Source organism: Nonomuraea gerenzanensis (genome assembly GCF_020215645.1).
GTDB classification, from domain to species: domain Bacteria; phylum Actinomycetota; class Actinomycetes; order Streptosporangiales; family Streptosporangiaceae; genus Nonomuraea; species Nonomuraea gerenzanensis.
This window is the reverse complement of the sequence record NZ_CP084058.1, coordinates 5,274,274-5,299,466: the sequence shown is the minus strand read 5'-3', so window position 1 is coordinate 5,299,466 and position 25,193 is coordinate 5,274,274. Positions and strand designations below refer to the sequence as shown.

The 25,193-nt window shown below is 71.4% G+C and carries 25 protein-coding genes; 14 read left to right on the top strand and 11 right to left on the bottom strand.

All coding sequences use genetic code 11. The features are described 5' to 3' along the window. Nucleotides 1-54: 54 nt before the first annotated feature. From LCN96_RS24840 to LCN96_RS24830, 3 genes are all read right to left on the bottom strand, one after another. On the bottom strand, nt 55-906 hold the full coding sequence (locus LCN96_RS24840) for a phosphotransferase (RefSeq protein WP_225275282.1): 852 nt from the start codon (nt 904-906) through the stop codon (nt 55-57). Between the two features lie 353 nt (nt 907-1,259). Beyond that, a complete protein-coding gene (locus LCN96_RS24835) occupies nt 1,260-2,441 on the bottom strand; it encodes an epoxide hydrolase family protein (RefSeq protein ID WP_225275281.1) in 1,182 nt (393 codons plus the stop codon). 20 nt (nt 2,442-2,461) lie between these two features. Then, nucleotides 2,462-3,280: an NmrA family NAD(P)-binding protein gene (locus LCN96_RS24830; RefSeq protein WP_225275280.1), complete on the bottom strand. Its 819-nt coding sequence runs from the start codon at nt 3,278-3,280 to the stop codon at nt 2,462-2,464. Between the two features lie 148 nt (nt 3,281-3,428). Here LCN96_RS24830 and LCN96_RS24825 point away from each other — a divergent pair, with 148 nt between their 5' ends. Continuing rightward, nucleotides 3,429-4,664, top strand: coding sequence for a serine hydrolase domain-containing protein (locus LCN96_RS24825; protein ID WP_225275279.1), 1,236 nt, complete (start codon nt 3,429-3,431; stop codon nt 4,662-4,664). Here the strand turns inward: LCN96_RS24825 and LCN96_RS24820 are convergent. The 4 genes from LCN96_RS24820 to LCN96_RS24805 all read right to left on the bottom strand — a co-directional run bounded on the left by LCN96_RS24820 (nt 4,654) and on the right by LCN96_RS24805 (nt 7,434). Continuing rightward, nucleotides 4,654-5,232 carry a TetR/AcrR family transcriptional regulator gene (locus LCN96_RS24820; protein ID WP_225275278.1) on the bottom strand — a complete coding sequence of 193 codons (579 nt, stop codon included), beginning with the start codon at nt 5,230-5,232 and terminating at the stop codon, nt 4,654-4,656. The genes LCN96_RS24825 and LCN96_RS24820 overlap by 11 nt on opposite strands. 42 nt (nt 5,233-5,274) lie before the next feature. Continuing rightward, the gene (locus tag LCN96_RS24815; RefSeq protein ID WP_225275277.1) at nt 5,275-6,126 is read right to left on the bottom strand and encodes a haloalkane dehalogenase; all 852 of its coding nucleotides are present in this window, start codon (nt 6,124-6,126) and stop codon (nt 5,275-5,277) included. 14 nt (nt 6,127-6,140) lie between these two features. Beyond that, nucleotides 6,141-6,512: a pyridoxamine 5'-phosphate oxidase family protein gene (locus LCN96_RS24810; RefSeq protein WP_263657512.1), complete on the bottom strand. Its 372-nt coding sequence runs from the start codon at nt 6,510-6,512 to the stop codon at nt 6,141-6,143. Nucleotides 6,513-6,618: 106 nt separating this feature from the next. After that, nucleotides 6,619-7,434, bottom strand: a complete 816-nt coding sequence (locus tag LCN96_RS24805; protein WP_225275275.1) for an NAD(P)H-binding protein — start codon at nt 7,432-7,434, stop codon at nt 6,619-6,621. 79 nt (nt 7,435-7,513) lie between these two features. On the opposite strand from LCN96_RS24805, the gene LCN96_RS24800 reads away from it, so the two are divergent. The 7 genes from LCN96_RS24800 (at nt 7,514) to LCN96_RS24770 (ending at nt 14,288) form a co-directional block, all read left to right on the top strand. Then, complete coding sequence (locus LCN96_RS24800; protein ID WP_225275274.1) at nt 7,514-8,077, top strand: TetR/AcrR family transcriptional regulator; 564 nt, start codon at nt 7,514-7,516, stop codon at nt 8,075-8,077. A 289-nt stretch (nt 8,078-8,366) separates the two neighbouring features. After that, nucleotides 8,367-9,668 carry a hypothetical protein gene (locus LCN96_RS24795; RefSeq protein WP_225275273.1) on the top strand — a complete coding sequence of 434 codons (1,302 nt, stop codon included), beginning with the start codon at nt 8,367-8,369 and terminating at the stop codon, nt 9,666-9,668. A gap of 64 nt (nt 9,669-9,732) precedes the next feature. Beyond that, entirely contained in the window at nt 9,733-10,446 is a 714-nt protein-coding gene (locus LCN96_RS24790; protein WP_225275272.1) for an ABC transporter ATP-binding protein, read from the top strand. A gap of 2 nt (nt 10,447-10,448) precedes the next feature. Further along, entirely contained in the window at nt 10,449-11,174 is a 726-nt protein-coding gene (locus LCN96_RS24785; RefSeq protein WP_225275271.1) for an ABC transporter permease, read from the top strand. Next, nucleotides 11,171-12,340: a sensor histidine kinase gene (locus LCN96_RS24780; protein ID WP_225275270.1), complete on the top strand. Its 1,170-nt coding sequence runs from the start codon at nt 11,171-11,173 to the stop codon at nt 12,338-12,340. Before LCN96_RS24785 ends, LCN96_RS24780 begins: the two co-directional genes overlap by 4 nt. Then, nucleotides 12,340-12,975, top strand: coding sequence for a response regulator (locus LCN96_RS24775; protein WP_225275269.1), 636 nt, complete (start codon nt 12,340-12,342; stop codon nt 12,973-12,975). Before LCN96_RS24780 ends, LCN96_RS24775 begins: the two co-directional genes overlap by 1 nt. A 170-nt stretch (nt 12,976-13,145) precedes the next feature. Further along, a complete protein-coding gene (locus LCN96_RS24770) occupies nt 13,146-14,288 on the top strand; it encodes a L,D-transpeptidase (RefSeq protein WP_225275268.1) in 1,143 nt (380 codons plus the stop codon). A 23-nt stretch (nt 14,289-14,311) separates the two neighbouring features. Here the strand turns inward: LCN96_RS24770 and LCN96_RS24765 are convergent, their stop codons facing one another. Then, nucleotides 14,312-14,971 (bottom strand): maltokinase N-terminal cap-like domain-containing protein, encoded by a 660-nt coding sequence (locus LCN96_RS24765; RefSeq protein WP_225275267.1) that lies wholly within the window; start codon nt 14,969-14,971, stop codon nt 14,312-14,314. Nucleotides 14,972-15,114: 143 nt separating this feature from the next. On the opposite strand from LCN96_RS24765, the gene LCN96_RS24760 reads away from it, so the two are divergent. Beyond that, nucleotides 15,115-18,129, top strand: a complete 3,015-nt coding sequence (locus tag LCN96_RS24760; RefSeq protein ID WP_225275266.1) for an NACHT domain-containing protein — start codon at nt 15,115-15,117, stop codon at nt 18,127-18,129. Between the two features lie 32 nt (nt 18,130-18,161). Here LCN96_RS24760 and LCN96_RS24755 read toward each other — a convergent pair whose 3' ends face one another. Then, a complete protein-coding gene (locus LCN96_RS24755; protein ID WP_225275265.1) occupies nt 18,162-18,434 on the bottom strand; it encodes a hypothetical protein in 273 nt (90 codons plus the stop codon). 65 nt (nt 18,435-18,499) lie between these two features. On the opposite strand from LCN96_RS24755, the gene LCN96_RS24750 reads away from it, so the two are divergent. From LCN96_RS24750 to LCN96_RS24740, 3 genes are all read left to right on the top strand, one after another. Continuing rightward, nucleotides 18,500-19,102 carry a sugar O-acetyltransferase gene (locus LCN96_RS24750; RefSeq protein ID WP_225275264.1) on the top strand — a complete coding sequence of 201 codons (603 nt, stop codon included), beginning with the start codon at nt 18,500-18,502 and terminating at the stop codon, nt 19,100-19,102. Then, nucleotides 19,099-19,683, top strand: a complete 585-nt coding sequence (locus LCN96_RS24745; protein WP_225275263.1) for a TetR/AcrR family transcriptional regulator — start codon at nt 19,099-19,101, stop codon at nt 19,681-19,683. The genes LCN96_RS24750 and LCN96_RS24745 overlap by 4 nt, the downstream gene beginning before the upstream one ends. A 212-nt stretch (nt 19,684-19,895) precedes the next feature. Beyond that, entirely contained in the window at nt 19,896-20,204 is a 309-nt protein-coding gene (locus LCN96_RS24740; RefSeq protein ID WP_225275262.1) for a GntR family transcriptional regulator, read from the top strand. Nucleotides 20,205-20,325: 121 nt separating this feature from the next. Here LCN96_RS24740 and LCN96_RS24735 read toward each other — a convergent pair whose 3' ends face one another. Next, complete coding sequence (locus tag LCN96_RS24735; protein WP_225275261.1) at nt 20,326-20,895, bottom strand: GNAT family N-acetyltransferase; 570 nt, start codon at nt 20,893-20,895, stop codon at nt 20,326-20,328. Nucleotides 20,896-21,171: 276 nt separating this feature from the next. On the opposite strand from LCN96_RS24735, the gene LCN96_RS24730 reads away from it, so the two are divergent. Then, nucleotides 21,172-22,842 carry an RICIN domain-containing protein gene (locus tag LCN96_RS24730; RefSeq protein WP_225275260.1) on the top strand — a complete coding sequence of 557 codons (1,671 nt, stop codon included), beginning with the start codon at nt 21,172-21,174 and terminating at the stop codon, nt 22,840-22,842. A gap of 124 nt (nt 22,843-22,966) precedes the next feature. Here LCN96_RS24730 and LCN96_RS24725 read toward each other — a convergent pair whose 3' ends face one another. Next, a complete protein-coding gene (locus LCN96_RS24725; RefSeq protein WP_225275259.1) occupies nt 22,967-24,280 on the bottom strand; it encodes an FAD-binding oxidoreductase in 1,314 nt (437 codons plus the stop codon). Between the two features lie 147 nt (nt 24,281-24,427). Between LCN96_RS24725 and LCN96_RS24720 the strand changes: the two genes are divergently transcribed. Further along, nucleotides 24,428-25,171, top strand: coding sequence for an SAM-dependent methyltransferase (locus tag LCN96_RS24720; protein ID WP_225275258.1), 744 nt, complete (start codon nt 24,428-24,430; stop codon nt 25,169-25,171). The last annotated feature ends 22 nt before the right edge of the window (nt 25,172-25,193 follow it).

Sequence of the window (25,193 nt, the reverse complement as noted above, 5' to 3'; positions counted from 1 at the left end):
AGCACCGGCCGCGTGACCGCAGGAGCCGCCACGCGCGACGTCGGCCGCCGTGCGTCAGCCGTGGGTGTCCTGCGCGTTGGGGCCGAGCGCTGCCCGGATCTGGCCGAGCCACTCCATGCCCAGCCGACGCCCGTCCGGCAGCTGGTCGTCCCGGTCCCAGCGCCAGGTTGTGATCATCGCCAGCACGAGCAGCCGGCAGTCCCGGAGCAAGCCCCGGTCGACACCCGGATAGTGCCCGGCGACCTCGTCGGGCGCATGGGCGAGGTCGAACTCGACAGGCCCGCGGCAGCACGTCTCGAGGTCGATGAACAGCAGCCCGTTCTTCGTGGCGAGCACGTTGCCCGGGTGCGGTTCGCCGTGCAGGAGCTGCTCGGTGGTGCCGCGCTCGACGATGGCTCGTCTCGTGTCGCCTAGCGTGGCGGCGAGGAGCTCCCGGTCCGCTTCCGCGAGCGCCGGCGTGCGGTCGCGGCTCGCCACCAGGCGTTGCGCCTGCTCGACGCGATCCGTGAAGTGCGGCGTCGGGACTTCGAGCTTGCGCATCCCGGCGTGCAGCCGTTCGAGCGCACCGGCGTAGTCGGCCGGTGCGGCCTCTTGGGTTGTCGCCTGTTCGTAGTAGGTCCAGAGCGTGACCGCGAAGCCGTCACGCTCGTGGACCCGCGGCTCCGCTCGTGGCTCTAGCGCGGCGACCGGGCTTCCGGATTCGGCGAGCCGCTGTGCCAGCTCGACTTCCAGCTCCGCGACGTGATCCGCCGCGGGTGCCACCCGGGCCAGGACGTCGCACGGCAGGAGGCGCAGGGTGAGCTTGTTCGAGTTCTGCAGGACGATCGCGTCGTCGGCTGTCAGGTTGAGCGATGCGGCGATCGATCTGGCCGCAGCCACCGCACGTGCGACCTCTGACGCCTGCATCGTGGCCGGCCCCTCTCCCTTGATCTACGAGCGGTGCGATCTGGCACCCTATCAAGTCCTCGATCGAGAGAGCCGGCCACTGACCGCGCGACGCCCGGCGGCACGTCCGGCGGGCCGCGCGATGTGGCGGACCTCCGGCATGGCGGACCCCTCAGCGTGACGGACCGCCGGTGTGGCGGGCGCCGAGGCGGGCCACGTGCCTGGTGCCAGCCGCCGTCATGCCATCCGCCGTCATGCTGCTGGCCGCCGCGCCGCCCGCCGCCGTGCCGCCCGCCGCCGTGCCACCCGCCGCCGCGCGGCGTGACAGACCGCGCGGCGTGGCAGACCGCGCGGCGGGGGTGGCCCGGCGGGTGTCAGCGGAGTTTGGCGAAGAAGGTCGTGACGTCCTCGGCGAAGAGGCCGGGCTGCTCGGCGGCGAAGAAGTGGCCGCCCTTGTCGTATTCGGCCCAGTGCACGATGTTGTGATCGCGTTCCGCCCAGGAGCGGATCGTGACGTCGCAAGCCTTGGAGACCAGCACCCCCGTGGGAACGGTGCCCCGGGCAGCAGCCGCCCAATCGGCGCCTCCGTCAGCAGCCCCCCAGCCACCGGCCGCATCCCCGGCGTCCGCCCACCCCTCTGAGTGCTCCCACTCCGCAGCACCCATGTTCTCGTAGTAGAACTGCGCCGACGACCCCGCCGTCCCCGTCACCCAGTACAGGGTCACGTTCGTCAACATGAGATCGCGATCCAGCGACTCCTCCGGCAGCCCCTCCACAGGCTCGGTCAGCTCCTTGAACTTCTCCATGACCCACGCCAGCTGCCCCACCGGCGAGTCGTGCAACCCGTACGACACCGTCTGCGGCCGCTTGGACTGCGTCTGGAGATACCCGTCGTTCATGTTCTCCATGGCCTCCCAGCGCCGCCGCTCCTCCGGCGACAGCCCGTCCAGCTCCCCCTCCTGACCGACAGGAAAGGTGAGCGCCGCGTTGAGGTGGATGCCGACGACGCGATCGGGTGCCTGCTTGCCCATCTCGGGCGCGATGAAGGCGCCGGCGTCGCCGCCCTGGACGCCGTACCGGTCGTAGCCGAGCCGTTCCATCAGCTCGGTGAACGCGCGGCCGGTGCGGGCGGCGTCCCAGCCGGTGGCGGAGAGCGGGCTGGAGAAGCCGAAGCCCGGCAGCGACGGGATGACCAGGTGGAAGTCGCGGGAGAGCGGCTCGATGACGTCCAGGAACTCCACGAACGTCCCCGGCCACCCGTGCAGCAGCATGAGCGGCAGCGCGTCGGCGCGCGCCGAGCGGACGTGCACGAAGTGGAGGCGCTGGCCGTCGATCGTGGTGGTGTAGTGCGGCAGCTCGTTGAGCCTGGCCTCGTGGGCGCGCCAGTCGTAGCCGGTGCGCCAGTACTCGGCCAGCTCCCTGAGGTAGCCGGCCGGGACGCCGCGCTCCCAGCCGGTGCCGGGGAGCTGGTCCTGCCAGCGGGTCATGGCCAGGCGGGTCCGCAGGTCGTCCAGGTCCTGCTGGGGGATCTCGATCCGGAACGGGTGAATAGTCATGAAATTTCCTCTCTAAGCTCTTAAATGCGGAAGGCGGCGGCGTGTTCGGCGGCCCACTGGGCGAAGGTGTGCCCGGGACGGCCCGTGACCCGTTCCACGGTCGGCAGCACGACGGAGGCGGCGTCCGGCGGGTTGGCGCCGAGCTGGACCCCGAACTCGATCAGGTCGTCACCCACCCCCGCCGCCCGCATGGCGGCGCGGTACTCCTGCTCGCTCAGCTCCTCGAACCGGATCTCCCGCCCGGCCGCCGCGCCGATCATCCGCACCCGCTGCTCGGGCGTGAGCGCCTCAGGCCCTGTCAGCAGGTACGTCTCTCCCGCGTGCCCCTCCTCCACCAGCGCGGCCACGGCCACGGCTGCGATGTCGGCCTCGTGCACCACGGCCCCGGGATGGTTGCCGAAGACCCGCACCACGCCCTCCTGCCGGATCGGCTCGGCCCACTCGAAGGCGTTGGCCATGAACTCGACGCACTGCAGCTGCGTCCACCCCAGCTCCCCGGCCCGCAGCGCCTCCTCGACGGAGGTCTCGTCCCAGCTGCTGAGCACGCTGACGCGCTGGACGCCCGCCTTGGCCGCCAGCCGGACCAGCTCGGCCCCGTTCTCCAGCGGCGTGCAGTCGTCCCCGCCGAACGTGATCAGGTGCAGTCCCGTCACGCCCTCCAGCGCGGGGGCCAGCGTCCCGGGCGAGGTGAGGTCGCCGCAGGCCACCTCGACCCCGTCGGGAAGGGCGGCCCTGCCGGGGTTCCTGGTCAGCGCTCGTACGGGCACGCCGCGCTCGACGAGCTGCCCCACGATGCGGCGGCCGACAGTCCCCGTGGCGCCGGTCACGAGAATCGTCATCCGTGTTCTCCTGTCCGATGGTCTTGTCTGTCGAACAGGAGGCGCTACACGGGAAATAGCGCTCGCTAGACGGCGGAAACGCCGGGGAAACGCCGCGCGCGGTTGCATCGTGCCCGTTCCGTGAAGATCACGACGAGACGAGGCACCCATGACAGGACACGAGGCCGCGCCGTCCCGGCGGACCGCGCTCGGCCTGCTCGGAGCCGTCCCCCTGAGCGCCGGCGGCCTGCTCGGAGCCGCCCCCCGGAGCGCGTCAGCCTCAGCGGCGGGCGACGGCTCCGGCCGGATCCCGGCCGATCTGCGCCCGGGCGGCGCGTTCGACCGCTACATCAGGGATCTGGCCGAGCGCGACCAGTTCTCCGGGACGGTGCTGCTGGCGCACCGGGGCCGGCACGTGCTGGCCCGCGCGTACGGCATGGCCGACAAGGAGCGGCGCATCCCCAACGAGCCGGACACCGTCTACGCCATGGCCTCGGCCTCCAAGCCGTTCACCGGCCTGGCCGTGGTGCGGCTCGCCGAGCAGCGCAAGCTCAGGTTCCACGACAAGGTCGGCGACCACCTGGACGGCTTTCCCGCGCAGATCGCCGAGCACGTCACCATCCACCACATGCTCACGCACACCTCGGGGATGACCGATCCCACCAACGACGCGCCGGACCCGCACGTCTTCACGAGTGCCGAGGAACGCAACCGCCACCTCGCCGCCCGCGCCAGGGCACAGACGCTGCGCTTCACCCCCGGCACCCGCAAGGAGTACTCCAGCATGGGGTACGAGGTGCTCGGCGAGCTGGTCGCCACGGTCTCGGGGCAGCCGTTCCACGAGTACGTCCGCGAGCACGTCTTCGCGCGGGCGGGCATGGTGGACTCCGCCTACCACACCAGGACGGAATGGCTGGCGAACGAGCGCATCGCGCACCCGTACATGCTGCAGGAGGACGGCTCGCGGGTCGACGGCGTCCGCCACCTCGACAAGGGCGGCGTCGGCGGCGTGCCGGGGAGCAACTCGGCGCGCGCGTTCATCGGGTCCGGCGGCGGGAACGGCTTCACCACGGCGCCCGACCTGGTGCGCTTCGCGCTCGCGCTGCAACGCGACGAGCTGCTCAAGCGCGCGTACACGGAGCTGTTCGTGAACGCGAAGGTCTCGGGCCCGCCGCTGCGGGAGGGCCCGGCCGATCCGCGCCGCGGGGAGGCGTTCCACGCGTACGGGCCGACCGCGTCCACCTACAACGACCAGCGTTACATCTCCCACGGCGGCGGCATCGCGGGCGGCTCGACGAACTGGAGCATCTACCTCGACCTCGACTGGGTGGCGGTCGTCCTGTGCAACCACGACCTGCCGATCGAGCCGATCATCGAGCAGGAGCGCAGCCGGATCACCGCGTGAGCGGCTGCGCGCCTCCCGTCAGGTAGTGCTGCACCACGGGCCCGATGTCGCGGGCGAGGGTGTCGACGTCGGCCTCCACCATCGGCGGGAAGCGCAGCACGTACCGGGTCAGCGCCAGGCCGAGGAGCTGGGTGGAGGCGAGCGCGGCGCGGTGCTCGGCGTCGGGCGCCCCGGTGAGGCGGCCGACGAGCGCGGTGATCTGCGTGGCGAACACCTCGCGCATGCGCTCGGCGGCCATGGGGTTGGTGCTGGCCGAGCGCAGTAGCAGGATGAGCACGTCGTCGGCCTGCGCCCCCTCCCAGCGGAACAGGAAGTGCCGCACGAGCAGCTCGCCCAGCCGCTCGCGCGGCGGCCGGTCGAGCTTGTCGAGCTGCAGGTCCACGTCCACGGCCGCGTTGAACAGCCCGGCCTTGCTGCCGTAGTAACGCATGACCATGGACGGGTCCACGCCCACCAGGGAGGCGACCGCCCGGATCGTCATCGCCTCGTAGCCGCGCTCGATGAGCAGCTTCCTGGCGGCGGCGAGGATGGCGTTCCTGGTGGCCGCCGACCTCTCGGTGAATGCCATGACAACAAGTGTAGGCCAACACTTGTACGACTTGCATCCCGCTCAGAGGTGCTTGGCCATCCACTCCGCGATCGTCGCGGCGATGACCTGGGGGTGGTCCTCCGGGGTGTGGTGGCCCGCGACCTCCGCGCGTTCCACGATCTCCAGGGCGGCGAGGTTCGCGCGGCACCAGGCGATGGTCTCCCGCGTCCACATGCTGCCGGGGCCGGGCCGGAAGTCGATCAGCAGCTTCGGCACCTCGACGCTGCCGGCCAGCCACCGGTCGAACGCCTCGATCCTGGCCACCACGTCGGCGGGCTCGCCGTCCAGCGGCATCGAGCGGGCCCAGCGCAGCAGGGGCAGCCTGCTCTCCCTCGTCGGGTACGGCCGCAGGTACGCCTGCACGTCCTCGTCGGCCATCGGCGTGGCGACGGTGCCCGGCAGGCCGCGCAGGAAGGCGTTGTCGTCGAGCATCATGGTCTCCCCGACGCCCTCCGTCTTGATCGCCCGGAACAGCGGCCGGCCGCCCTCGGGGAACTCCTCCCAGCTCATCGGCTTGACGATGGCCTCGGTGAAGGCGATCCCGCGCACCCGGCCCTGGTGGCGGGCGGCCCAGTCGAAGGCCAGGGCGCCGCCCCAGTCGTGCCCGACGAGCAGCACGTCGTCCAGGTCGAGGGCGTCGAACCAGGCGTCCAGGTAGCGGGCGTGGTCGGCGAAGGTGTAGTCGACGGCGGGCTTGCCCGACTCGCCCATGCCGATCAGGTCGGGGGCCAGGCGGCGGCCCTGGCCGAGAGCGGGCATGACGTCGCGCCACAGGTGGGAGGAGGTCGGGTTGCCGTGCAGGAAGACGATCGGGGCGCCGCTGCCGGCCTCGCGGTAGTGGATGATGGAGTCGAGGACGTGCTGGATGGGCATGGTCAGGGGTCCTTTCAGAGGTTCAGGTGCAGGAAGCGGTCGACCGCGATCTCGATCACGACCCGGCCGGGCGGGGCGGGCGGTGGCGACAGGTAGCGGTCGGTGTAGCGGCGGGCGGCCTCGGCGATCCGGCCCGGGTCGTTCGAGATCGTGGCCGGGCCCTCCAGGGTGATCCAGCGGAAGCCCGCCACCTGGCAGAGTGCCGCTCGGCCGGTGGTGGGGGTGCCGGTCAGGTTGCGTGCCTTACGGGCGGTGGCGACGGTCAGCACCCGGGCCAGGCCCGCCTCCGGGTCCCAGGTGAAGCGCACGGGGGCCACGTGCGGCGAGCCGTCGGGGCGCAGCGTGGTCAGGGTCGCCACGGTGGGCTCGGTCAGGAAGCCTTCCATGCGGGCTGGCGTGCCGTTCATGGGAAGGCCGCGAGGTCGCGGGCGGCGATCACGGCGACGGTCACGGCGACGGGCGCGGCGACGGTCATGCCGGCGGGCGCGGCGTTCACCGGAAGGCCGCGAGGTTGCGGGTGGCCCAGGCGGCGAAGGGGCGCGGAGCGCGGCCCAGGATGCGCTCCACGTCCGGGCTGACCTGCTGCTCCGCCTCGTTCGGCGTGCCGAGGATCGTCAGGGTGCCCTCGACGGCCTGCTCGGGCATGAAGCCCAGCATCTGCGCACGGGCCTCGTCCCTGCTCTGCTCGACGAACCGCACCTCCTCCCCCAGCGCCTCACCGATCGCGGCGGCCCGCTCGCGCGGGCTGACGGGCCGAGGGCCGGTGAGCACGTACGTACGCCCCGCGTGCCCGTCCTGACGCAGCACCACGGAGGCGACCTCGGCGATGTCGGCCGGATCGATGACGGGCAGCGCGACGTCGGCGAACGGCGCGGCGGCCGTACGGTGCTCGCGGATCGGCCCCGCCCAGGCCAGGGCGTTGGAGGCGAAACCGCCCGGACGCAGGATCGTCCACTCCAGCCCCGACTCGCGCACGGCCTGCTCGAAGGCGACGGGATGCCCGTACAGGCCGGGCCTGGTGCCCGCACCCTGCGAGGAGAGCAGCACCACGCGCCGGACCCCGCCCGCCTCGGCCGCCTCCAGCACCGCGCGCGGCTCGTGCCCCGCGACGAGGAGGAACAGCGCCTCGGCCCCGTCGAAGGCGGCCTTCAACCCGGCGGGCTCGCCCAGGTCGCCCGCGCTGTACCGCACGCCGTCGGGGAACGGCGCGGACCGCCGGGAGACCGCCGTGACCTGCTCGCCGGCGGCGGCGAGCAGCCGGACCAGCTCGCTGCCGACGTTCCCGGTGGCACCTGTGATCACGAACATGCGTCACTCCTTAGTTAGTTGACTGACTCACTTCCAGGACCATAGCGGGCGACCGGGTGGCGCGTCTATAGTTAGTCAGGTGACTCACTCAACACGGACGGGCAAGCGGGAGCGGCTGGCGGGCGCCGCCGCACGGGTGCTCCACGAGCAGGGCGTCGAGAAGACCACCCTGGCCGACATCGCCCGCGCGGCCGACGTGCCCGTGGGCAACGTCTACTACTACTTCAAGACCAAGGACCAGCTCGTCGAGGCGGCCATCCAGGAGCACGGCCGGCACCTCGACACCATGATCGAGACCATGGAACGGCTCGGCACACCGCAGGAGAGGCTCAAGGCGCTGCTGCGGGGCTGGGTCGGGGAGAGCGATCTCACCGCCAGGTACGGCTGCCCGACCGGCACGCTCGCCGCCGAGCTGGACAAGCGCGACGACGGCCTCGACCGCGCCATCGCCGAGGTCATGGGGCGGCTGCTCGACTGGGTGGAGGGCCAGTTCGCGGCCATGGGGCGGGCCGACGCGCGGGAGCTGGCGGTCGCCCTGTTCGCCGCGTACCAGGGCGTGGCGCTGCTGACCAACACCTTCCGCGACCCCGGTCTCATGCGGGCGGAGGGGCGGCGGCTGGAGCGCTGGATCGACTCGCTCTGACTTCGCCGACCGGCCACCGGGCCGTTCCCCGCGCGACAACATGATGAAGCGGGCCTGAAGCCCGCCCCCCGTAGTCTCACGTCCCGGGCCGGAAGCCGCCGCCGCGGCGGCGCTCACGGCCCGTCCGACACGGCCGCCTCAGGGGGTCTCCCACGCGCGGGGGCGGGAGACCCCGGCCGGCCGGAAAACCGTTCGTGTACGCAGAGTCATCACTCCTACACTGTCCATCACTGGCACGGGTGGTTCACGGGCGGCACGGCCCCGGTCGGGAGAGGCAGGGTCTGCGGTGATGGGCAGGGAGCTGGACGGGGCCGAGGACGTCAGGGTCGCCGGGGCGCAGCCGCCTCGCGGCCTGGAGTCGGTGACCCGTCATGAGGAGCTGGTGCGGCTGCTGGCGGAGCAGTTCGCGCGGGCGGACGTGTCGTTGCGGGAGCTGCAGGCGCGGGCCGACCGGGCGGGTGGCACCCGGCTGCCGCGTGCCACCTGCGCCGACATGCTGGCGGGGCGGCGGTTCCCGAAGAAGGCGGTGATGGTGGCGTTCCTTCGCGGGTGCCGTGTCCCCGAGCATCGGTTGCCTGCTTGGGAGCAGGCGTGGGAGCGGGTCAGGATCGCGCGGCTGACGGACATGGCGGCCCGGGCTCAGGCCGAGGCCCAAGCGCAGCTCAACGCGCTGGCCACGGCCTCCCTGCCGCAGCCCCCGGCGCGGACGGAAACGACGCCGGAGGAAGTGTCCGCGCACCCGGGCGCGACGCGGGAGGAGTCGCCGGCGCACGCGGGCACAGCACGGGAGGAGTCGCCGGCGCACGCGGGCACAGCACGGGAGGAGTCATCGGCGCACGCGGAAACGACGCCGGAGAGACCACCCAGGCACGCGGGCACGGCGCGGGAGAAACCGTCGGCGCACACGGCCACGACGCCGGAGAACCCGTCCGCGCACGCAGGCACGACGCGAGAAAAACCCGCCGCACCCCCGGAAGCGCCCCAGAAGGAGCCGTCCGCGTCCGAGATCCGGGACCGGCGCAGGCCGTTCCTGCTCGCCGTCCTGGCCTCGCTGGCCGCCGCCACACTCGGTCTCCTGGTCGGCAGCTGGATACCACGCCAGACCACACCCGAGCCCCGCACCGTCGTGGACGACGGCCGCGCGTTCGGCCCCGGCGGTTCGAGCCGCTTCACGGTGACGATCGATCCGGCCAACACGGGGGTGCGGCTGACCCGCCGCCTCGACGCCGGCATCGGCGCGCAGCGCGCCGACATCACGGTGAACGGCGCCCCCGCCGGCACCTGGCAACCGCTGCCCGTGCAGCACGCGTACCGATGGAGCGATCAGAGCGTGGAGCTGCCACCGGCGCTGAGCGCGGGCCGGCGCGCGCTGACCGTCGTCAACACGTTCGTCTCCTCCGACCAGGACTTCAACGAGTTCCTGTACACCGTCGAGCAGCAGGTCGGCGGCGGGTGGAAGCTCGCCGACACCCTCGACGTCGGCCCCCGCCACCTGGACAGCGAGGCCGCCCACGACTACGGCATCACCGGGCCGCAGACGTTCGCGGGGGTGCAGGAGTTCGCCTATCCCCCGGCGGGCGGGAGCGGCTGATCCCCGGCAGGGGTCAACCGATCGGTGGATATCGGGACGGGCATCCGCCGAAGATCCTCGATGCATGACAGTCATCGAGGTCAGCGACCTGCGCAAGAGCTACCAGGGCCACCAGGCCGTCAACGGCGTCTGCCTCACCGTGGCACGCGGGGAGATCTTCGGGCTCGCCGGCCCGAACGGCGCGGGGAAGACGTCCATCGTGGAGTGCGTGTCGGGGCTGCGCCGCCCCGACGGCGGCACCGTACGGGTGCTGGGCCTGGACCCGCACGGCGGCGACCGCCGCGCGCTGCAGCAGCGCATCGGCGTGCAACTGCAGGAGGCGGCGCTCCCTGACGCGATCAAGGTCGGCGAGGCCCTGCGGATGTACGCCTCCCTCTACGACCACCCCGCCGATCACCGGGCGGTCATGGACGAATGGGGCCTGACCGCCAGGAAGGGCAGCCGGTTCGGCGGGCTGTCCGGCGGGTGGAAGCAGCGGCTGTTCATCGCCCTGGCCCTGGTGGGCGATCCCGAGGTGGTGCTGCTCGACGAGCTGACCACGGGCCTGGACCCGGACGCCCGCCGTACCACCTGGGGTCTCATCCGCGGCCTGCGCGACCGCGGCGTGACCGTCGTCCTGGTCACGCACTTCATGGACGAGGCGGAGGCGCTCTGCGACCGCGTCGCGATCATCGACGGTGGCCGCGTCACCGCCCAGGGCAGCCCCCGCGAGCTGATCGACAGGGCCGGCACCGGCTCGCTCGAAGACGCCTACTTCGCACTCACCGGAAGGAACTGACCATGAAGGGCTTCGCCACCGTCGTCGCCGTCGAGCTCAAGCTGGGCCTGCGCGAGCCCATGTCGGCCTTCTTCGCGCTGGCCTTCCCGCTGATCATGCTGTGGGTCAAGCTGCGCGGCGGGAACAAGCCGCTGTCCAGCGGGGTGCCGCTGGTGGACGCCACCGTCCCGATGCTGGCGGCGTTCGTGATCGGGCTGGCCGCGCTGGTGATCCTGCCGGCCACGCTCGCCCAGTACCGGGAGCGCGGCGTGCTGAGGCGGCTGGGCGCCACCCCGGCGGCGCCGGCCATGCTGTTCGGCGCCCAGTGGATCGCCCACATGCTGCTGGCGGCGGCGGGGACGGCCGTGATCGTCCTGGTCGCGGCCCTCTTCTACGGCCTGGCGGCCCCCGCGGACCTCACCGGCGTGCTGCTCGGCTGGCTGCTCGGCGCGCTGAGCCTGGGGTCCGTCGGCCTGCTGCTGGGCGCGCTGGTGCCGAGCGGGCGGGCGGCGACCGTCATCGGGCTCGGGCTGTTCTTCCCGATGGTGTTCCTGTCCGGGGCGATCATCCCCCGCGAGACGATGTCGGGCTCCATGCGCGCGATCGGCGATCTGACGCCGATGGCCCCCGTGGTCGAGGCGGTCCGCGACGGGTGGGCGGGCACTCCCGGGTCGGCGGTTACGCTGGGCGTCATGGTCGCGATCGCGGTGGTGGCGGGCGGCGTCGCGCTGCGGGCGTACCGGTGGTGACGCTCAGGCGCTGGGATCGGGTCCTGGCCGCGCTGCCGTACCTGCTCGTCCTGCTGCCCGCGCTCTTCTCGCTGCTGCGGGAGTGGCGGGTGGAGGTGCTGGCGCTGGCGCTGTTCACGGCGGCCTGGCACTGGGTGGTCGTGGCCCGGCAGCCCGAGTGGGTCGCCCGCCGCTGGGTGGTGATCGGTTACTTCGCCGTCCTGCTCGCCGCCGTCGCGGCGCTGGTCAGGATCGACACGGTGTTCACGGTGACCGGGGTCGGGACGTTCCTGCAGTGCTTCGCCCTGCTGCCCGGGCTGTGGGCGTACGCCGGGGTGGCGGTGACGGCCGGCGTGCTCGTCGCCGCCCGGCCCGCCGACGGCCGGACGCCGGTGGAACTGCTCGCCTCGTTCGTGGTGGGCGTGCTGATCGCGTCCATGGCCGGGCTGGTCTTCCAGACGGTCGCCGAGCAGAACGAGCAGCTCAAGCAGACCTCCGCCCGGCTGGCCGCGCTCGCCGAGGAGAACGCGACGCTGCAGTCCCAGCTCCTGGACCAGGCGCGCGAGGCCGGGGTGCTCGGTGAGCGGCAGCGGATGGCCAGGGAGATGCACGACACGCTCGCGCAGGGGCTGACCGCGATCCTCACCCAGCTCGAAGCGCTCGGCGACGTGCCGGGGGCCGGTGATCGGCTGGCCACCGTACGGGGGCTGGCCAGGGAGAGCCTGGCGGAGGCGCGCCGCTCGGTGCACGCGCTGCGGCCGGCGCCGCTGGAGGAGAGCCCGGGGTTCGCGGCGGCCCTGTCGGAGGTGGCCGCGCGATGGTCGCGGGTCTCGGGGGTGCCCGCCGAGGTGTCCGTGACGGGGGACGCGCGGCCGTTGCACGCGGAGGTGGAGAGCACGTTGTTACGGGTGGCGCAGGAGGCGCTGGCCAACGTCGCCAGGCACGCTTCGGCGGGGCGGGTGGTGCTGACGTTGTCGTACATGGACGACGTGGTCGCCCTGGACGTGCGCGACGACGGGGCGGGCTTCGTGCACGAGCCGGGGAGGTCGCGCGGGTTCGGGCTCATCGGGATGCGCCAGCGCGTCATCCGCCTGGCCGGCAGCTTCGCGATCGAGACCGCGCCCGGTCAGGGCACGGGGATCTCCGCCACCGTTCCGGCCATCCCCGCCGCCGCGGTGAGGTCGTGATGCCGATCCGCCTGATCATCGTGGATGATCATCCGATCGTACGTGACGGGCTGCGCGGGATCTTCGACACCGATGGCTTCGAGGTCGTCGGCGAGGCGGCCGACGGCCGGGAGGCTCTGGCGGTGGCGCTGCGTACCCGTCCGGACGTGGTCCTGCTCGATCTGCGGATGCCGAACATGGGCGGGGTCGAGGTCATCCGCCGCCTGCGGGAGCAGCAGCCGGGGGTGCGGGTGCTGGTGGTGACCACGTTCGACGACGACGCCGACGTGCTGCCCGCCATCGAGGAGGGGGCGACCGGATACCTGCTGAAGGACACGCCGCGAGACGAGCTGCGGCGGGCTGTGATCGCGGCGGCCCGGGGGGAGGCGGTCCTGTCGCCTACGGTGGCGGGCGTGCTAGACCAGCGGGTGCGTGAGGCTGCGGTACGGGTGTTGAGCCCTCGGGAGGTGGAGGTGATGGGGCTCATCGCTCGGGGGGCGACGAACCGGGAGATCGCTGGGAGGTTGTTCATCACGGAGGCGACGGTGAAGACGCATCTGCTGCATGTCTTCGCCAAGCTGGGGGTGAAGGATCGGGCGGCTGCGGTGGCGGTGGCGTACGAGAGGGGGCTGCTCAAGCCGGCGTCCCGGGGGTGACGGTCGGCGGGTCGGCCAGAAATCTCCGCATGATTACTCACAGTGACGGGCATAACACTTCTCGTCCCGACGAGGGGCCACGTGATCGGAAATATGCCCATGTGTCGGGAGAAGTGGGGGCTTCGGCGATGCGGAACGGCGGCACCATACTCATCAGCACATCCACAGTGGTGCTGCTCACGCTCGCCGGGTGCACCTCGGCCCCGGCCACGCACCCCGCACCACAACGGGAGCAGGCCCCGCCACCACCGCCCGCACTGACGATCACACCGGTACACGGCGCGAAGAAGGTCCCGCCGGACACCGGGATCGGCATCAGGGTCACCGACGGCAAGGTCACCGGCCTGACCGTCGCCGACGCCAAGGGACGCCAGGTCAGCGGCACCCTGGGCGCCGACGGAACCTGGCGGCCGAGGTGGCCCCTGCGGCCGTCCACCCAGTACACGGTGCGGGCGCAGGCCACCGGCGCCGACGGCAGGCAGACGGTCACGAAGCGGGCCGCGTTCACCACGCTGAAGCCGAGGCACGTGCTGGAGACCGGCATGTCGCCGCTGGACGGCGAGCGGGTCGGCGTGGGGATGCCGATCCAGCTCCTGCTGTCGAAGCCGGTGCGCGAGCAGGAGGACAGGGCGGCGGTCGAACGTTCGCTGGCGGTGCACATGTCCCGGCCGGTCGAGGGGGCCTGGAGCTGGGTGAGCGATCGGGAGGTGCAGTTCCGGCCGCGTACGTACTGGCCGAGCGGCGAGCGCGTCACGGTGGTCGCCCACCTGGCCGGCCTGCGCATCGGCCAGGATCTGTGGGGGGCCAAGGACCGTACCGTCACCTTCACCGTCGGCCCGGAGCACATCACCACGATCCGCAACAAGGCACACCGGGCGATCGTCCGAAAGAACGGCGAGGTCGTCAAAACCATCCCGGTCAGCCTGGGCAAGCCCGGTTACGAGAGCTACTCCGGCACCATGATCGCCCAGGAGAAGGCCGAGAACTTCCTCATGGACTCGGCCACCGTCGGCATCCCGGGCGAGTACTTCCACCACACCAAGTGGAACGTCCGCATGACCTACAGCGGCATGTTCTTCCACGCGGCCCCGTGGTCGGTCGGGGACCAGGGGCACCGCAACGTCAGCCACGGCTGCGTGAACGCCGGGATGGACCATGCCCGGTGGTTCTACAACTTCACGCAGCGGGGGGACATCATCAAGGTCGTGGGGACCTCGCGTCGGCTGCAGTTCGGGAACGGGCCTACGCCGTGGGCCAAGTCGTGGGAGGAGTGGCTGGCGGGCAGCGCCCTCCGCACCTCAACCGACGCCTGACCCGTCCGGGCGAGAACCGGCGCTCAGGCGCGAGAACCGGTGCGCAGGGCGGCGAACAGCCCGCGCACTGGGATACCGTCCGGCAGGCTCCAGGCCCCGGCGACGTGGCCGATCACTTCCGGCGGCAGCGCGGCCTCGTCGTCCCCGCCGGGACGCAGGACCCGCTGCAGCCGCAGCGCCGTGCCGTCCGCCGCACGCAGCTCGGTACCCTCCTGATCGTCCGTGGCGTCGGCGGAGAAGCCTTCGGGTGCGGGGGCGGCGCTGGAGCGGGTCACCTCCCGATCGGGGGTGTCGCTGATGTTCTGGTCCTGAGCCTCGGCCTTGCCGGCGATCAGTGCGAGCAACTGGGCGATCAGCACCGGATCGTGACAGCCGTCGTACGCCCAGCGCCGCCCCAGCACGCCGTGCTCCATGGTGCCGATGAGCGCGTGCTCCGCCCCGTCGAGCGGGGCACCGCGATAGGTGAGCGGGACCAGGTAGCAGGTGGCCCCGGCACCGGAGGTGTCCGTGACCACCATGAACTCGATGCCGACCTCGCCCTCGGGGTCGTCCAGCCGGAAGCCTCCTGCTTTGACCAGCTCTGGGGTGCCCTGGCCGCCTTGGTACCAGGGGCGGGAGGGCAGCCAGCCGGTGAGCAGCTCCAGCTTGGTCGGGTTGAGGACGGTGCGGTGGATGACGGCCATGCCGGTGGTTCTCTTTCCTCGAACGCCTGCGATCTTCACATCTTGCCATCCGCCCCGGACAACGGGCTCGAGCGAGCTCACCCCGTTGCCGCGGAACCTGCGACCTCATTGCTTATGAGAGGGTGCACGGCGATGCTCATGTCGTGACGAACGGCTGGTTCAGTTACACCAACGCTGTCAGGATTCTCGGTGCGGACACCGGGCTCGCCGACGCGCTCGACCGGCTGACAGGCGGGCTGCTCCTGGCAGCGACCGGGGGTGGCAGCCAGCTCGCGCTCAGCCTCTTCGACGCCAAGGGTGAGCTGGCCAGGCTCAGCCGGCAGCTCGGGACGGGGCTCGGCGATCGTCTGCGCGGGTTGGATCGTTTCTCGCGTACCCAACGCATCGCAGCCGCTCACACGGTCATCGTGGTGACCGCCTTCTTCGAGGCGGCGGCTGAGGGTTGCCGTCGGTTCAGCGACGAGGAACTCCGCCTGCTACGCCAGGAGGAGCTGTTGATCGCCGGCGACGAGAGGGCCGGAGGCTCCGCCCTTGGACACCTGGTGCAGCGGCTCCTGCATATGCAGGTGCCATGCCCGAGCCCCGCCTCGCCGTACGAGATCGTCCTTGAGGACCTGAAGTCCCACTACGCCGAGCTTGGCTCGAGGTTGAAGGTGTTCATCAACGGGCTGCAGCGGTGGGAGGCGATGGACGAGACACGTCGTCGCCATCATGACGAATGGCTCACCACCGGGCTGCCAGCGCAGGCCCGCGAGCGATATGCCGATCTCTTCCACCGGCTCGAGGCGGAAGTGCCCGAGATCGCGTACTGGAGCAACCGGATCGATCATCAGGCCACTCGGGAGAAGCTCGACGCCGGCCTGAGCGACCTGCGGAGGCTGCTTGAATCAGCGGGATCGGGGACGAAGCCCCACGGTGTACGTGAAGCGCTGTCCCGGATCTATCGCCTGGCGCTCGGCAAGCCCATCCTGTCCGCGACGGACCTGCCCGCCGGTGTGACGATCCCGTCGCTGAGTGACGCCTACATCAGCCCCTGCTTCCGCCTCACCGCAGCAGACAGCGCAGCCAGACCGGCCGAGGACCACTGGTGGGCGGAGGTGCCGGTGCAAGCGGATCTGCGCGCGTTCCTCTTCGGTCACCTCACTCACCCCGCCGCCACCCGGTACCCGCTGCTGGTGCTCGGTCAGCCGGGAGCCGGCAAGTCCGTCCTGACGAAGGTCCTCGCCGCCGAGCTGCCGGCGAGTCAGTTCGTGGTGCTCCGCGTGCCGTTGCGGGAGGTCCCCATGGAGGCGGACCTGCAGACGCAGATGGAGCACGCGATGCGGCAGGCAACGGGCGAGCACCGTCCATGGGCCTCGATCCATGAGACCGGCGTGGTGGCCGTGGTGCTCCTCGATGGCTTCGACGAACTGCTCCAGGCCACGCGGATCGGCAACTCCGACTTCCTCGAGCGGGTGGCGGCCTTCCAGGAACGCGAAACGGCCCAGGGCCGGCCTACCGCGGTGATCGTGACCAGTCGTACAGCGGTCGCGGATCGTGCGCGGATGCCGCTGGGCAGCACCATGGTCCGGCTGGAGCCCTTCCAACATGCCCAGGTCGCCGAGTGGGTGGGGATCTGGAACCGGATCAACCGCACTGGTCTTTGCACTGACGTCGTATTTTCCTTGGGCGACCTCGCCGCCCAGCCGCTGCTGTTACTGCTGCTCGCCCTCTACGACGCGGAAGGCGCCCCGCTCGGCGGCGAGGGCGAGCTGGCCCGGGGCGAGCTGTACGAACGGATTCTCGTCCGTTTCGCCCATCGCGAGGTGATGAAGTACGGATCCCAGCTCAGCGAGGCAGAGCTCGATCGAGCGATCGACAGGGAGTTGCTGCGGTTGTCCGTTGTCGCGTTCGGCATGTTCAACCGCGACAGCCAGTGGATCACCGAGGAGGAGCTGGAAGCCGATCTCCAAGCTCTGCTGCCCGAAGCGCCCATGTCCTCCCGAAGCTTCCAGCCCGCCCTGAGCGCGAGCCAGCTGGCTGTAGGGCGATTCTTCTTCGTCCATGAAGCGCAGGCTCTCCAGGACGAGCGGCGGTTGAAGACCTACGAGTTCCTGCACGCCACCTTCGGGGAGTACCTGGTCGCGCGGCTCACCGCGCAGGAAGTGCGTCACTTGCTGGCGCAGGCCCGGCTGTCCGCCCCCCGGGCCAGACGCACCAGCCCCGACAACGCCTTCCTCCATGCTCTGCTGTCCCACACCCCGCTCTCCTCCCGCGAATCGATCCCGGAGTTCCTCCACGAGTTGCTCCGCGAACTGCCGGAGGGCAAGGATCTTCTGCTCGGCATGTTCCGGAACGCACTCACGTCCCGCACCTCATCGGCGTTCGACGCCTATCAGCCGGGGCGCATCGAGGCGTTCAGGACGGTTCCGGCCCGATTCGCCGCCTACAGCGTCAACCTGTTGCTGCTCCTCGTACTGGTCTCTCGTGAGGTCTCGGGCGGAGAGCTCTTCGACGAGCCGGGATACGTGATCTCCAGGTGGCGCGGCCTGGCCCGCTTCTGGCAGTCGCAGATCGGCTACAACGCCTGGTTCAACCTGATCCACGCCATCGACCTCGATCGTACGGGCGCAGGTGAGGAACGCGACGTGATCATCCGCTGGACCGCCGGGCCGCCGGCGAATCTGCCCACCGTGGACCCGTACTGGACCTACCGCTCGATCGAGCGCGGCACCTACGCCTGGATGATGAACGAGTTCCAGCCATCGGTCCGGCAACTCCACTTCATCTGCGGCTACGAAGAGGATGTCCTGCTGCACACCGTGGAGCCGCTGGCGGACGAGCTCAGCAGATCTATCACGACCTTCGCCGGCTTCTGGCCGGACCGCGCCGTCTCACCAGCTCACGCTCTGCTGCGCCTGTGGCTGCTCTCCAGTCGCCGAGCCAACCTCCCGGAGCTCGCGGCGGCCTACGTCGAATGCCTGCACCTGAGCCAGGCGTTCGCCCCCTTCGCTCAGCGTGATGCCCACTCCTACCTCGACCTGGTCCTCGGGCATCTCAATCTGGACGCCCACCGGCTGCGGGGGGTGCTGCGGCTCGACGAGGTGCCGCTGGGCTCCAGCGAGCCGGAACTCGTCGAGAGGATACGTGCGGAGCTGACACGGCTCGGATTCCGGTGATTTCGCTGTGGTGTCCGACGCTCGACCACTGCTCACTCGTTCCCCGACACGGGGCTGGTGCGCACCTCGCTCAATTCCTTCGGCCCCTCATGCAGGCTGAAGACCATGGCGGCGGTGGCAGGATCCTTTCTCGGTCCAGGGTTCGCCTCGAGATACTGCAGTTCCTGCGCGGTCAACTCGCGAACGCGTAGCTCGCTTTCGGTCTTCACGATCAGAATCGATCCGATCCGGATGACGGCCGCAGGCGTCTTTTCCAGCTTTTCGATCAAATTGGCGCGCAACGCTTTGTTGGCGACCCCGTCCAAACCCGTCGGAGGGATGCTGACCGATCGCCGTCCAGCCACGCCCGCCGTTATGTACGCTTGTACACATGACACACGACGTGGACGACCGCACGATGCGTGAGCGGATGCTGGCCGGTGACCTGTACATCGCCGACGACCCGGAGCTGGCGGAGCACATGTTGCGGGCCATGGATCTGATGGAGGCGTTCAACGCGTCGTCGGCCCGCGATCCGCAGTTGCGGCACCGGTTGCTCACGGAGCTGCTGGGGGCGGTCGGCGAGGGCACGGTGATCCGGCCGCCGCTGCGGGTCGACTACGGCAGTCACCTCCGCATCGGCGCCCGGTCGTTCGCCAACTTCGGGCTCGTCGCGCTGGACGTGGCGCCGATCACCATCGGGGACGACGTGCAGATCGGGTCGAACGTGCAGCTCATGACGCCGACGCACCCGGTCGATCCGGAGCTGCGCCGGGCCAAGTGGGAGGCCGCCAAGCCGATCACCATCGGTGACAACGTCTGGCTGGGGAGCGGGGCGATCGTGCTGGCCGGGGTGACGATCGGGGAGAACACGGTGGTCGGCGCCGGTGCGGTGGTCACCCGCGATCTGCCGGCGAACGTCGTCGCGGTGGGCAATCCGGCCCGGGTCATCCGTACGATCGAGCCGGGCGAGGCGGGAGCCGGGGCCACATGAGCGGGGACGGCGGGCGCGAGGTGAGCGGTCCTGCCCCGAGGCGGCGGGCGCGGCGGCACGACCCGGGGCGGCGGGATCGTTTGATCGACGCGGCGCTCGCCGTCATCGCCGAGCGCGGCGTCGCCGGCACCACGCATCGGGAGATCGCGCGCGCCGCCGACGTGCCGCTCGGCTCGATGACGTACCACTTCACGTCGCTGGACGAGGTGCTCGCCGAGGCGTTCACCCGGCACGCCGAGGCGGCGGCGCGCGTCTTCGACGAGCACCTGAGCGCCGCCCGCGATCCGGGTGAGGCGGCCGAGGCCGTCATCGCGCTGGTGTCGGACGCTCTGCTCGGGTCTCGGCATGACCTCGTGCTCACTGTGGAGCTGTACGTGGCCGCGGCGCGCAACCCCGCCTTACGAGCCGTCACCCAGGCCTGGATGGCGCGCAACCGCCAGGCGCTGGAGCGGCACTTCGACGCCACCACCGCCAGGGAGCTCGACGCGCTCATCGAGGGGCTCGTCCTGCACAGCGCCCTGTCGACCGACCCGATGACGCCCGCGCAGATCCGGCACGCCGTGCTTCGGTTCCTGCGCTGACCCGCGGGCGGGTGCCGGGCCACACGCGGGCCACACGCGGGCCACACGCGGGCCACACCCGGGCCACGCGCGGGCCGTTCGCGGCGTCGCGGGTGACGCGGGTGACGCGGGTGACGCGGGTGACGCGGGTGACGCGGGTGACGCGGGTGACGCGGCCGAGCAGGAATACTCCCGGAGCAACAGCCATCTCCTCCGAGACACAGGTGATCACGGTGGAATTCAGGGAGGACGCCGACGCGCAGGACAGAGCCTCGCGGACCAGGCACGACGAGGCCTACGAGGGCCTGCGCCCGTTGTTGCTGTCGGGCGGAATCGAGCCGGGCAGCCGGCTCACCGAGGCCGAGCTGACCAGCAGGTGCAACGTCTCCCGCAGCACCATGCGCTCGGTGCTGGTCCGGCTGGCCCAGGAGGGGTACGTCACCAGCGAGGTGAACCGCGGGGTGCGCACGCGCAGCTTCTCCGTCGAGGAGGCCGCCGACATCCTGGAGGCGCGCGAGGTGCTGGAGTCGGCGGCCGGCTGAGGCGTCAGGCTGAGGCGGCCGGCTGAGGCGTCAGGCTGAGGCGGCCGGCTGAGGCGTCAGGCTGAGGCGGCCGGCTGAGGCGTCAGGCTGAGGCGGCCGGCTGAGGCGTCAGGCTGAGGCGTCAGGCGGCCGGAGTCGCGCCCTTGTTCGCCCGCCATTCCGGCGCGAGCACGGACCAGACCTCTACGTCGTGCCGTTCGCCCCGGTACGGGTAGCTCTGCCGCAGCACACCGTCCCGGGTCATGCCGAGCCGGCGGGCGACGGCGATGCTGGCCTCGTTGGCCGAGGCGACGCGCCACTCGATGCGGTGGATGCCGCGCTCCTCGACGGCCCAGTCGATGACCAGCCGGGCGGCCCTGCTGACGAGCCCCTTGCCGACACCGGCGGGCTCCAGCCAGCAGCCCGCCTCGGCGACGCCCATCGCGACGTCCATGGTACGGAACAGGACGCCGCCGACCAGGGTGCCGTCCGTCCAGATGCCGTAGATGCGGGCGGTGTCGGCGGCCGCCTTGTCCGCGTACGCCTGCAGGAACGCCCGGCTGGACGCCTGGTCGACCACGGCGTCGGGCAGCGCGATGAAGCGTCCGATGAACTCGCGCCCCCGCTCCATGTGGGCGAGGAACTCCTCGGCCCGCCACGGCTCCAGCGGGCGCAGCACCGCGCCGTCCTCTCCCAGGCGGGTCGCGAACATCCGGCAGCTCCAAGGTCACAGATCGGAAGGAAGGCGACACAACGTACCAAAAATCGATCAAGCCTGTACGGCGGAGGCGGCGAAGCTTGCAATCGGTTGTTGCAGAAAAAGCAGAACTACCAGGGCCGATACCGCACCCGGTTTGCAGTTTTACCTGGCTGTATTGACGTTGCAGCCAGGTAACGTCACTGTTACTGCAACCGGTTGTCAACTCGCCGGTGCTCGACGGCTTCACCATGTCCTACGCCCCCACCCCCGTATGGAATGGATGGAAACGTGCGCAACCACCCACCCCTGGCACGCAGGCTCGCCGTCGTGGCGACCGCGGGCCTGCTCACCACCGGCGGCCTGATCGCCGTGCTCAACCTGCCGGCCTCCGCCGCTCCGGCGAGCGGCTCGTACACGCTGGTCAACGCGGGCAGCGGGCTGTGCGCCGCGGTGCCCGGGCAGAGCACCGGCGAGGCCGTGCAACTGGTGCAGAGCGCGTGCACCGGCGGCGCCGGGCAGGTCTTCACGCTCACCGCGTCCGGGAGCAGCTACCAGATCAAGGCCGAGCACAGCGGCAAGTGCGCCGGTGTCCGAGACGCCTCCACCAGCGCGGGCAAGGCCGTGCAGCAGGAGACCTGCACCGGGGCGGCCTCGCAGACCTGGCAACTGGTCGTCTCCGGCGCCGGCTACCGGGTGGTGAACGGCAACGGCGGCAAGTGCCTCAACGTCAAGGACAACTCGACCGCGGCGGGCGCCGTCCTGCAGCAGAACTCCTGCGACTCTGCCGCCACCAAGCAGTGGACGCTGCGCCCCACCGGGAGCGGCCCGACCACGAGCCCCACCCCCACTGTGACGCCGACCGTCACGCCGACCGTGACGCCGCCGCCGGCGAGCGGCACGCTGTACGTGGCGCCGGGCGGCAGGGACGGCGCCGCCGGGACGCAGGCGGACCCGACCACGCTCACCTCCGCCCTCACCCGCATCGCCGCCGGCGGCACGATCTACCTGCGCGGCGGCACCTACGACTTCGCGCAGACGGTCACCATCGCGCCCGGCAACGACGGCACCGCCGCCGCCCGCAAGAAGCTGTCGGCCTACCCGGGCGAGACCCCGGTGCTGAACTTCTCCGCCCAGAGCGAGGACCCGGCCAACCGCGGCCTGGCGGTGAACGGCTCGTACTGGCACGTCTACGGCGTCGTCGTCGAGCGCGCCGGCGACAACGGCATCTTCGTCGGCGGCAGCCACAACATCCTGGAGCGCACGGTGACGCGCCACAACCGCGACACCGGCCTGCAACTGTCCAGGATCGCCTCCGACACGCCCGATTCGCAGTGGCCGGCCGACAACCTCATCCTCAGCGCCCTGTCACACGACAACGCCGACTCCGACGGTGAGGACGCCGACGGGTTCGCCGCCAAGCTCACGGTCGGCTCGGGCAACGTCTTCCGGTACGCCGTGGCCCGCAACAACATCGACGACGGCTGGGACCTCTACACCAAGACCGACACCGGTCCCATCGGCCCGGTGACGATCGAGGACTCCCTGGCGTACGGCAACGGCACGCTCAGCGACGGCAGCCAGGCCGGCAACGGCGACCGCAACGGCTACAAGCTGGGCGGCGAGGACATCGGCGTCAACCACGTCATCCGGCGCAACCTCGCCTACCGCAACGGCAAGCACGGCTTCACCTACAACCGCAACCTGGGCACGATGTCGATCGCGGACAACGTCAGCATCGACAACGCCGAGCGCAACTTCTCCTTCGACGGCGGCACCTCGGTGTTCAGGAACAACACCTCGTGCCGGAGCGGCAGCGGCACCAATGACAAGATCGTCGGTAACAGCGACGGCTCCAACCAGTTCTGGACCGGCACGAACGGCTCCCGTTGCTCGTCCTACGCGGGCACGCTGCGCTGGTCGTTCGCCTCGGACGGGCGGCTGGTCGTGACGTTCGGCTGACGGTCGCCGCACCGGCGCCCTCGCCACCGCCTCACCGCCCCGGCGCGTCCGCGTGCGTGCGGCCCTTGCGAAGGTTCCTGACACGGGCAGCACGCACGCGACGCCGCCGGAGGGCGGGCCGCCGTCAGCCCAGCACGGGGAAGTTCGCGCGCAGGACGCCGTGCGGGTCGCGCGCCCGCTTGATCTCCCGCAGCCGCTCCAGGTCCGGCTCGGCGAAGGCCGCCGCCGCCCGCTCGCCCCGCCCCAGCATCGTGTACGGCTTGCGCCCGCTCACCAGCGCCCCCAGATCGGCGGCGAAGCGCTCCTGCCGCTCGCCCACGGCCGCGGACAGGTCCGGGTTGAGCGCGAGGCCGAGCAGGTAGAGCAGGTACGGCTCGGTCATCGGGCCGCTCGGCCCCGCGTCAGGGCGGGCGGCGGCCAGCGCCCCGCCCACGTGCCTGACCTGCACCGCGAGCACCGGCTCCAGCGGCGTGTCGAGCAGGGCCTTGGCGGCCGTGTCGTCCAGGCCGGTGAGCAGCTCGGCGCGGGAGCGGCCGGGCGCCGGGTCGGTGGGCTCGTCGGTGATGGCGCCCAGGGCCGCCACCGGCAGGGTGCCGCGCTTGTCGGCGAGCACGTCGCCGATCTTGTCCAGCCGGGCGAGCAGCGCGCGCCCGTCGCCCTCCTCGCCGAGGAAGGCGGCGTCCACCGCGACCATGGGCGGCGCCTGCGGGAACTGGAACCTGTTGAACCACACGGACAGCTCGTCCGGCGCCGCCTCGGTGATCTCGCGGAAGGCCTCGAACACCTCGTGCGTGCGGTGCCCGGGCCACATCATGCGCCCTCCGTACAGGGCGGGCGCCGGATGCAGGCCGAACTCGATCGCGGTGACCAGCGCGAAGTCACCGCCGCCGCCCCGCAGCGCCCAGAAGAGGTCGGGGTCGGAGCTCGCGGTCACCGTGGCGGGCTCCCCATCGGCCGATACCACGTCGAACGAGCGCACGCTGTCGGCCGCGAACCCGTACCTGCGGCCGAACCAGCTCAGGCCGCCGCCGAGGGTGTAGCCGGTCACGCTCACGACGGGGCTGCTGCCCGCCAGCCCGGTCAGGCCGAGCGGCCCGGTCTCGGCCAGCACCTCGCCCCACTGCACGCCGGCGCCCACCCTGGCCACGCGCTCCTCGCGGCGCACCGTCACGCCGCCGAGGCGCCCGGTGCGCAGCAGGATGACGCCGTCGGTGTCGCCGGAGGCGCCGTGCCCGCTCGGCTGGGCGGTCACCGTCAAGCCGTTCCTGGCCGCGTACCGGACCACGGCCGCCACGTCGGCGGCGTCCTCGGCCTCCACGACGGCTGCCGCGGGCTGGTGTACCGACAGGTTCCACGGCTTGGCCGCCTGCTCGAAGGCGTCGTCGCCCGGGAGCAGGACCAGGCCTCGTACCGTGGCGCGCAGATCGGTGTGCGTCATGTATCCCCCATGTCATCGTCATCCCCGATCGCCGGGGTGGTACGGATATGACGGATGCTGCGGAGGAAGTGTGACCGCCTCTCCCGAAATCTCCCGGGCCGGAAATCCGATTGCCGCCGTGACCTCCGGTGCGCCATCCTTCGCCGAATGGACCGCGACCTGATCAGCCACCTCGCCCACGCCGACCACCCGATCGCCGCCCCGATCAGCGAGGACAACCTGGAACGCCTGCTCGTCCGGGCGCAGTTGCCCGCGCGGGCCCGCATCCTCGACCTGGGCTGCGGCGAGGCCGGCTGGCTGAACAGAGCGCTGTCGCTCTACCCGGACGCGACGGCCGACGGGGTGGACATCTCCGACTCCGGTTTCGCCAGGGCCGAGGAGGAGGCGCGGCGTCGCGGGGTGTCCGACCGGCTGCGCCTGCATGCCGTCCCGGCCGCCGGCTTCGCCGCCGATGAGCCGTACGATCTGGTGCTGTGCGTGGGCGCCACGCACGCCTTCGGCGGCCTCGCGCCGACCCTGGACGCCGTACGTGATCACCTGCGGCCGTCCTCCGGGCTTGCCCTGGTCGGTGAGGGTTTCTGGGAGCGCCCGCCCTCTCCCGCGCTGCTCGCCCGGTTCGGCGCCGAGCCCGACGAGTACGCCGATCTGAGCGGGACGGCGGGTCGTGCGGAGAGCGCCGGGTACGCCACCGTCCACGCTCACACCAGCACGATGGAGGAGTGGGACGAGTACGAGTGGTCCTGGACCGGCACGCTGACCCGCTGGGCGCTGGATCATCCGGGGGCTGACGGGGAGAGTGCCTTGGCCGCCGCCCGGGAGCATCGGGAGTTGTGGCTCGACGGCTATCGCGGTGTCCTGGGCTTCGTCACGCTCCTGCTGCGCGGCGCCTGAGATGGGCCGACGTCACGCCGGA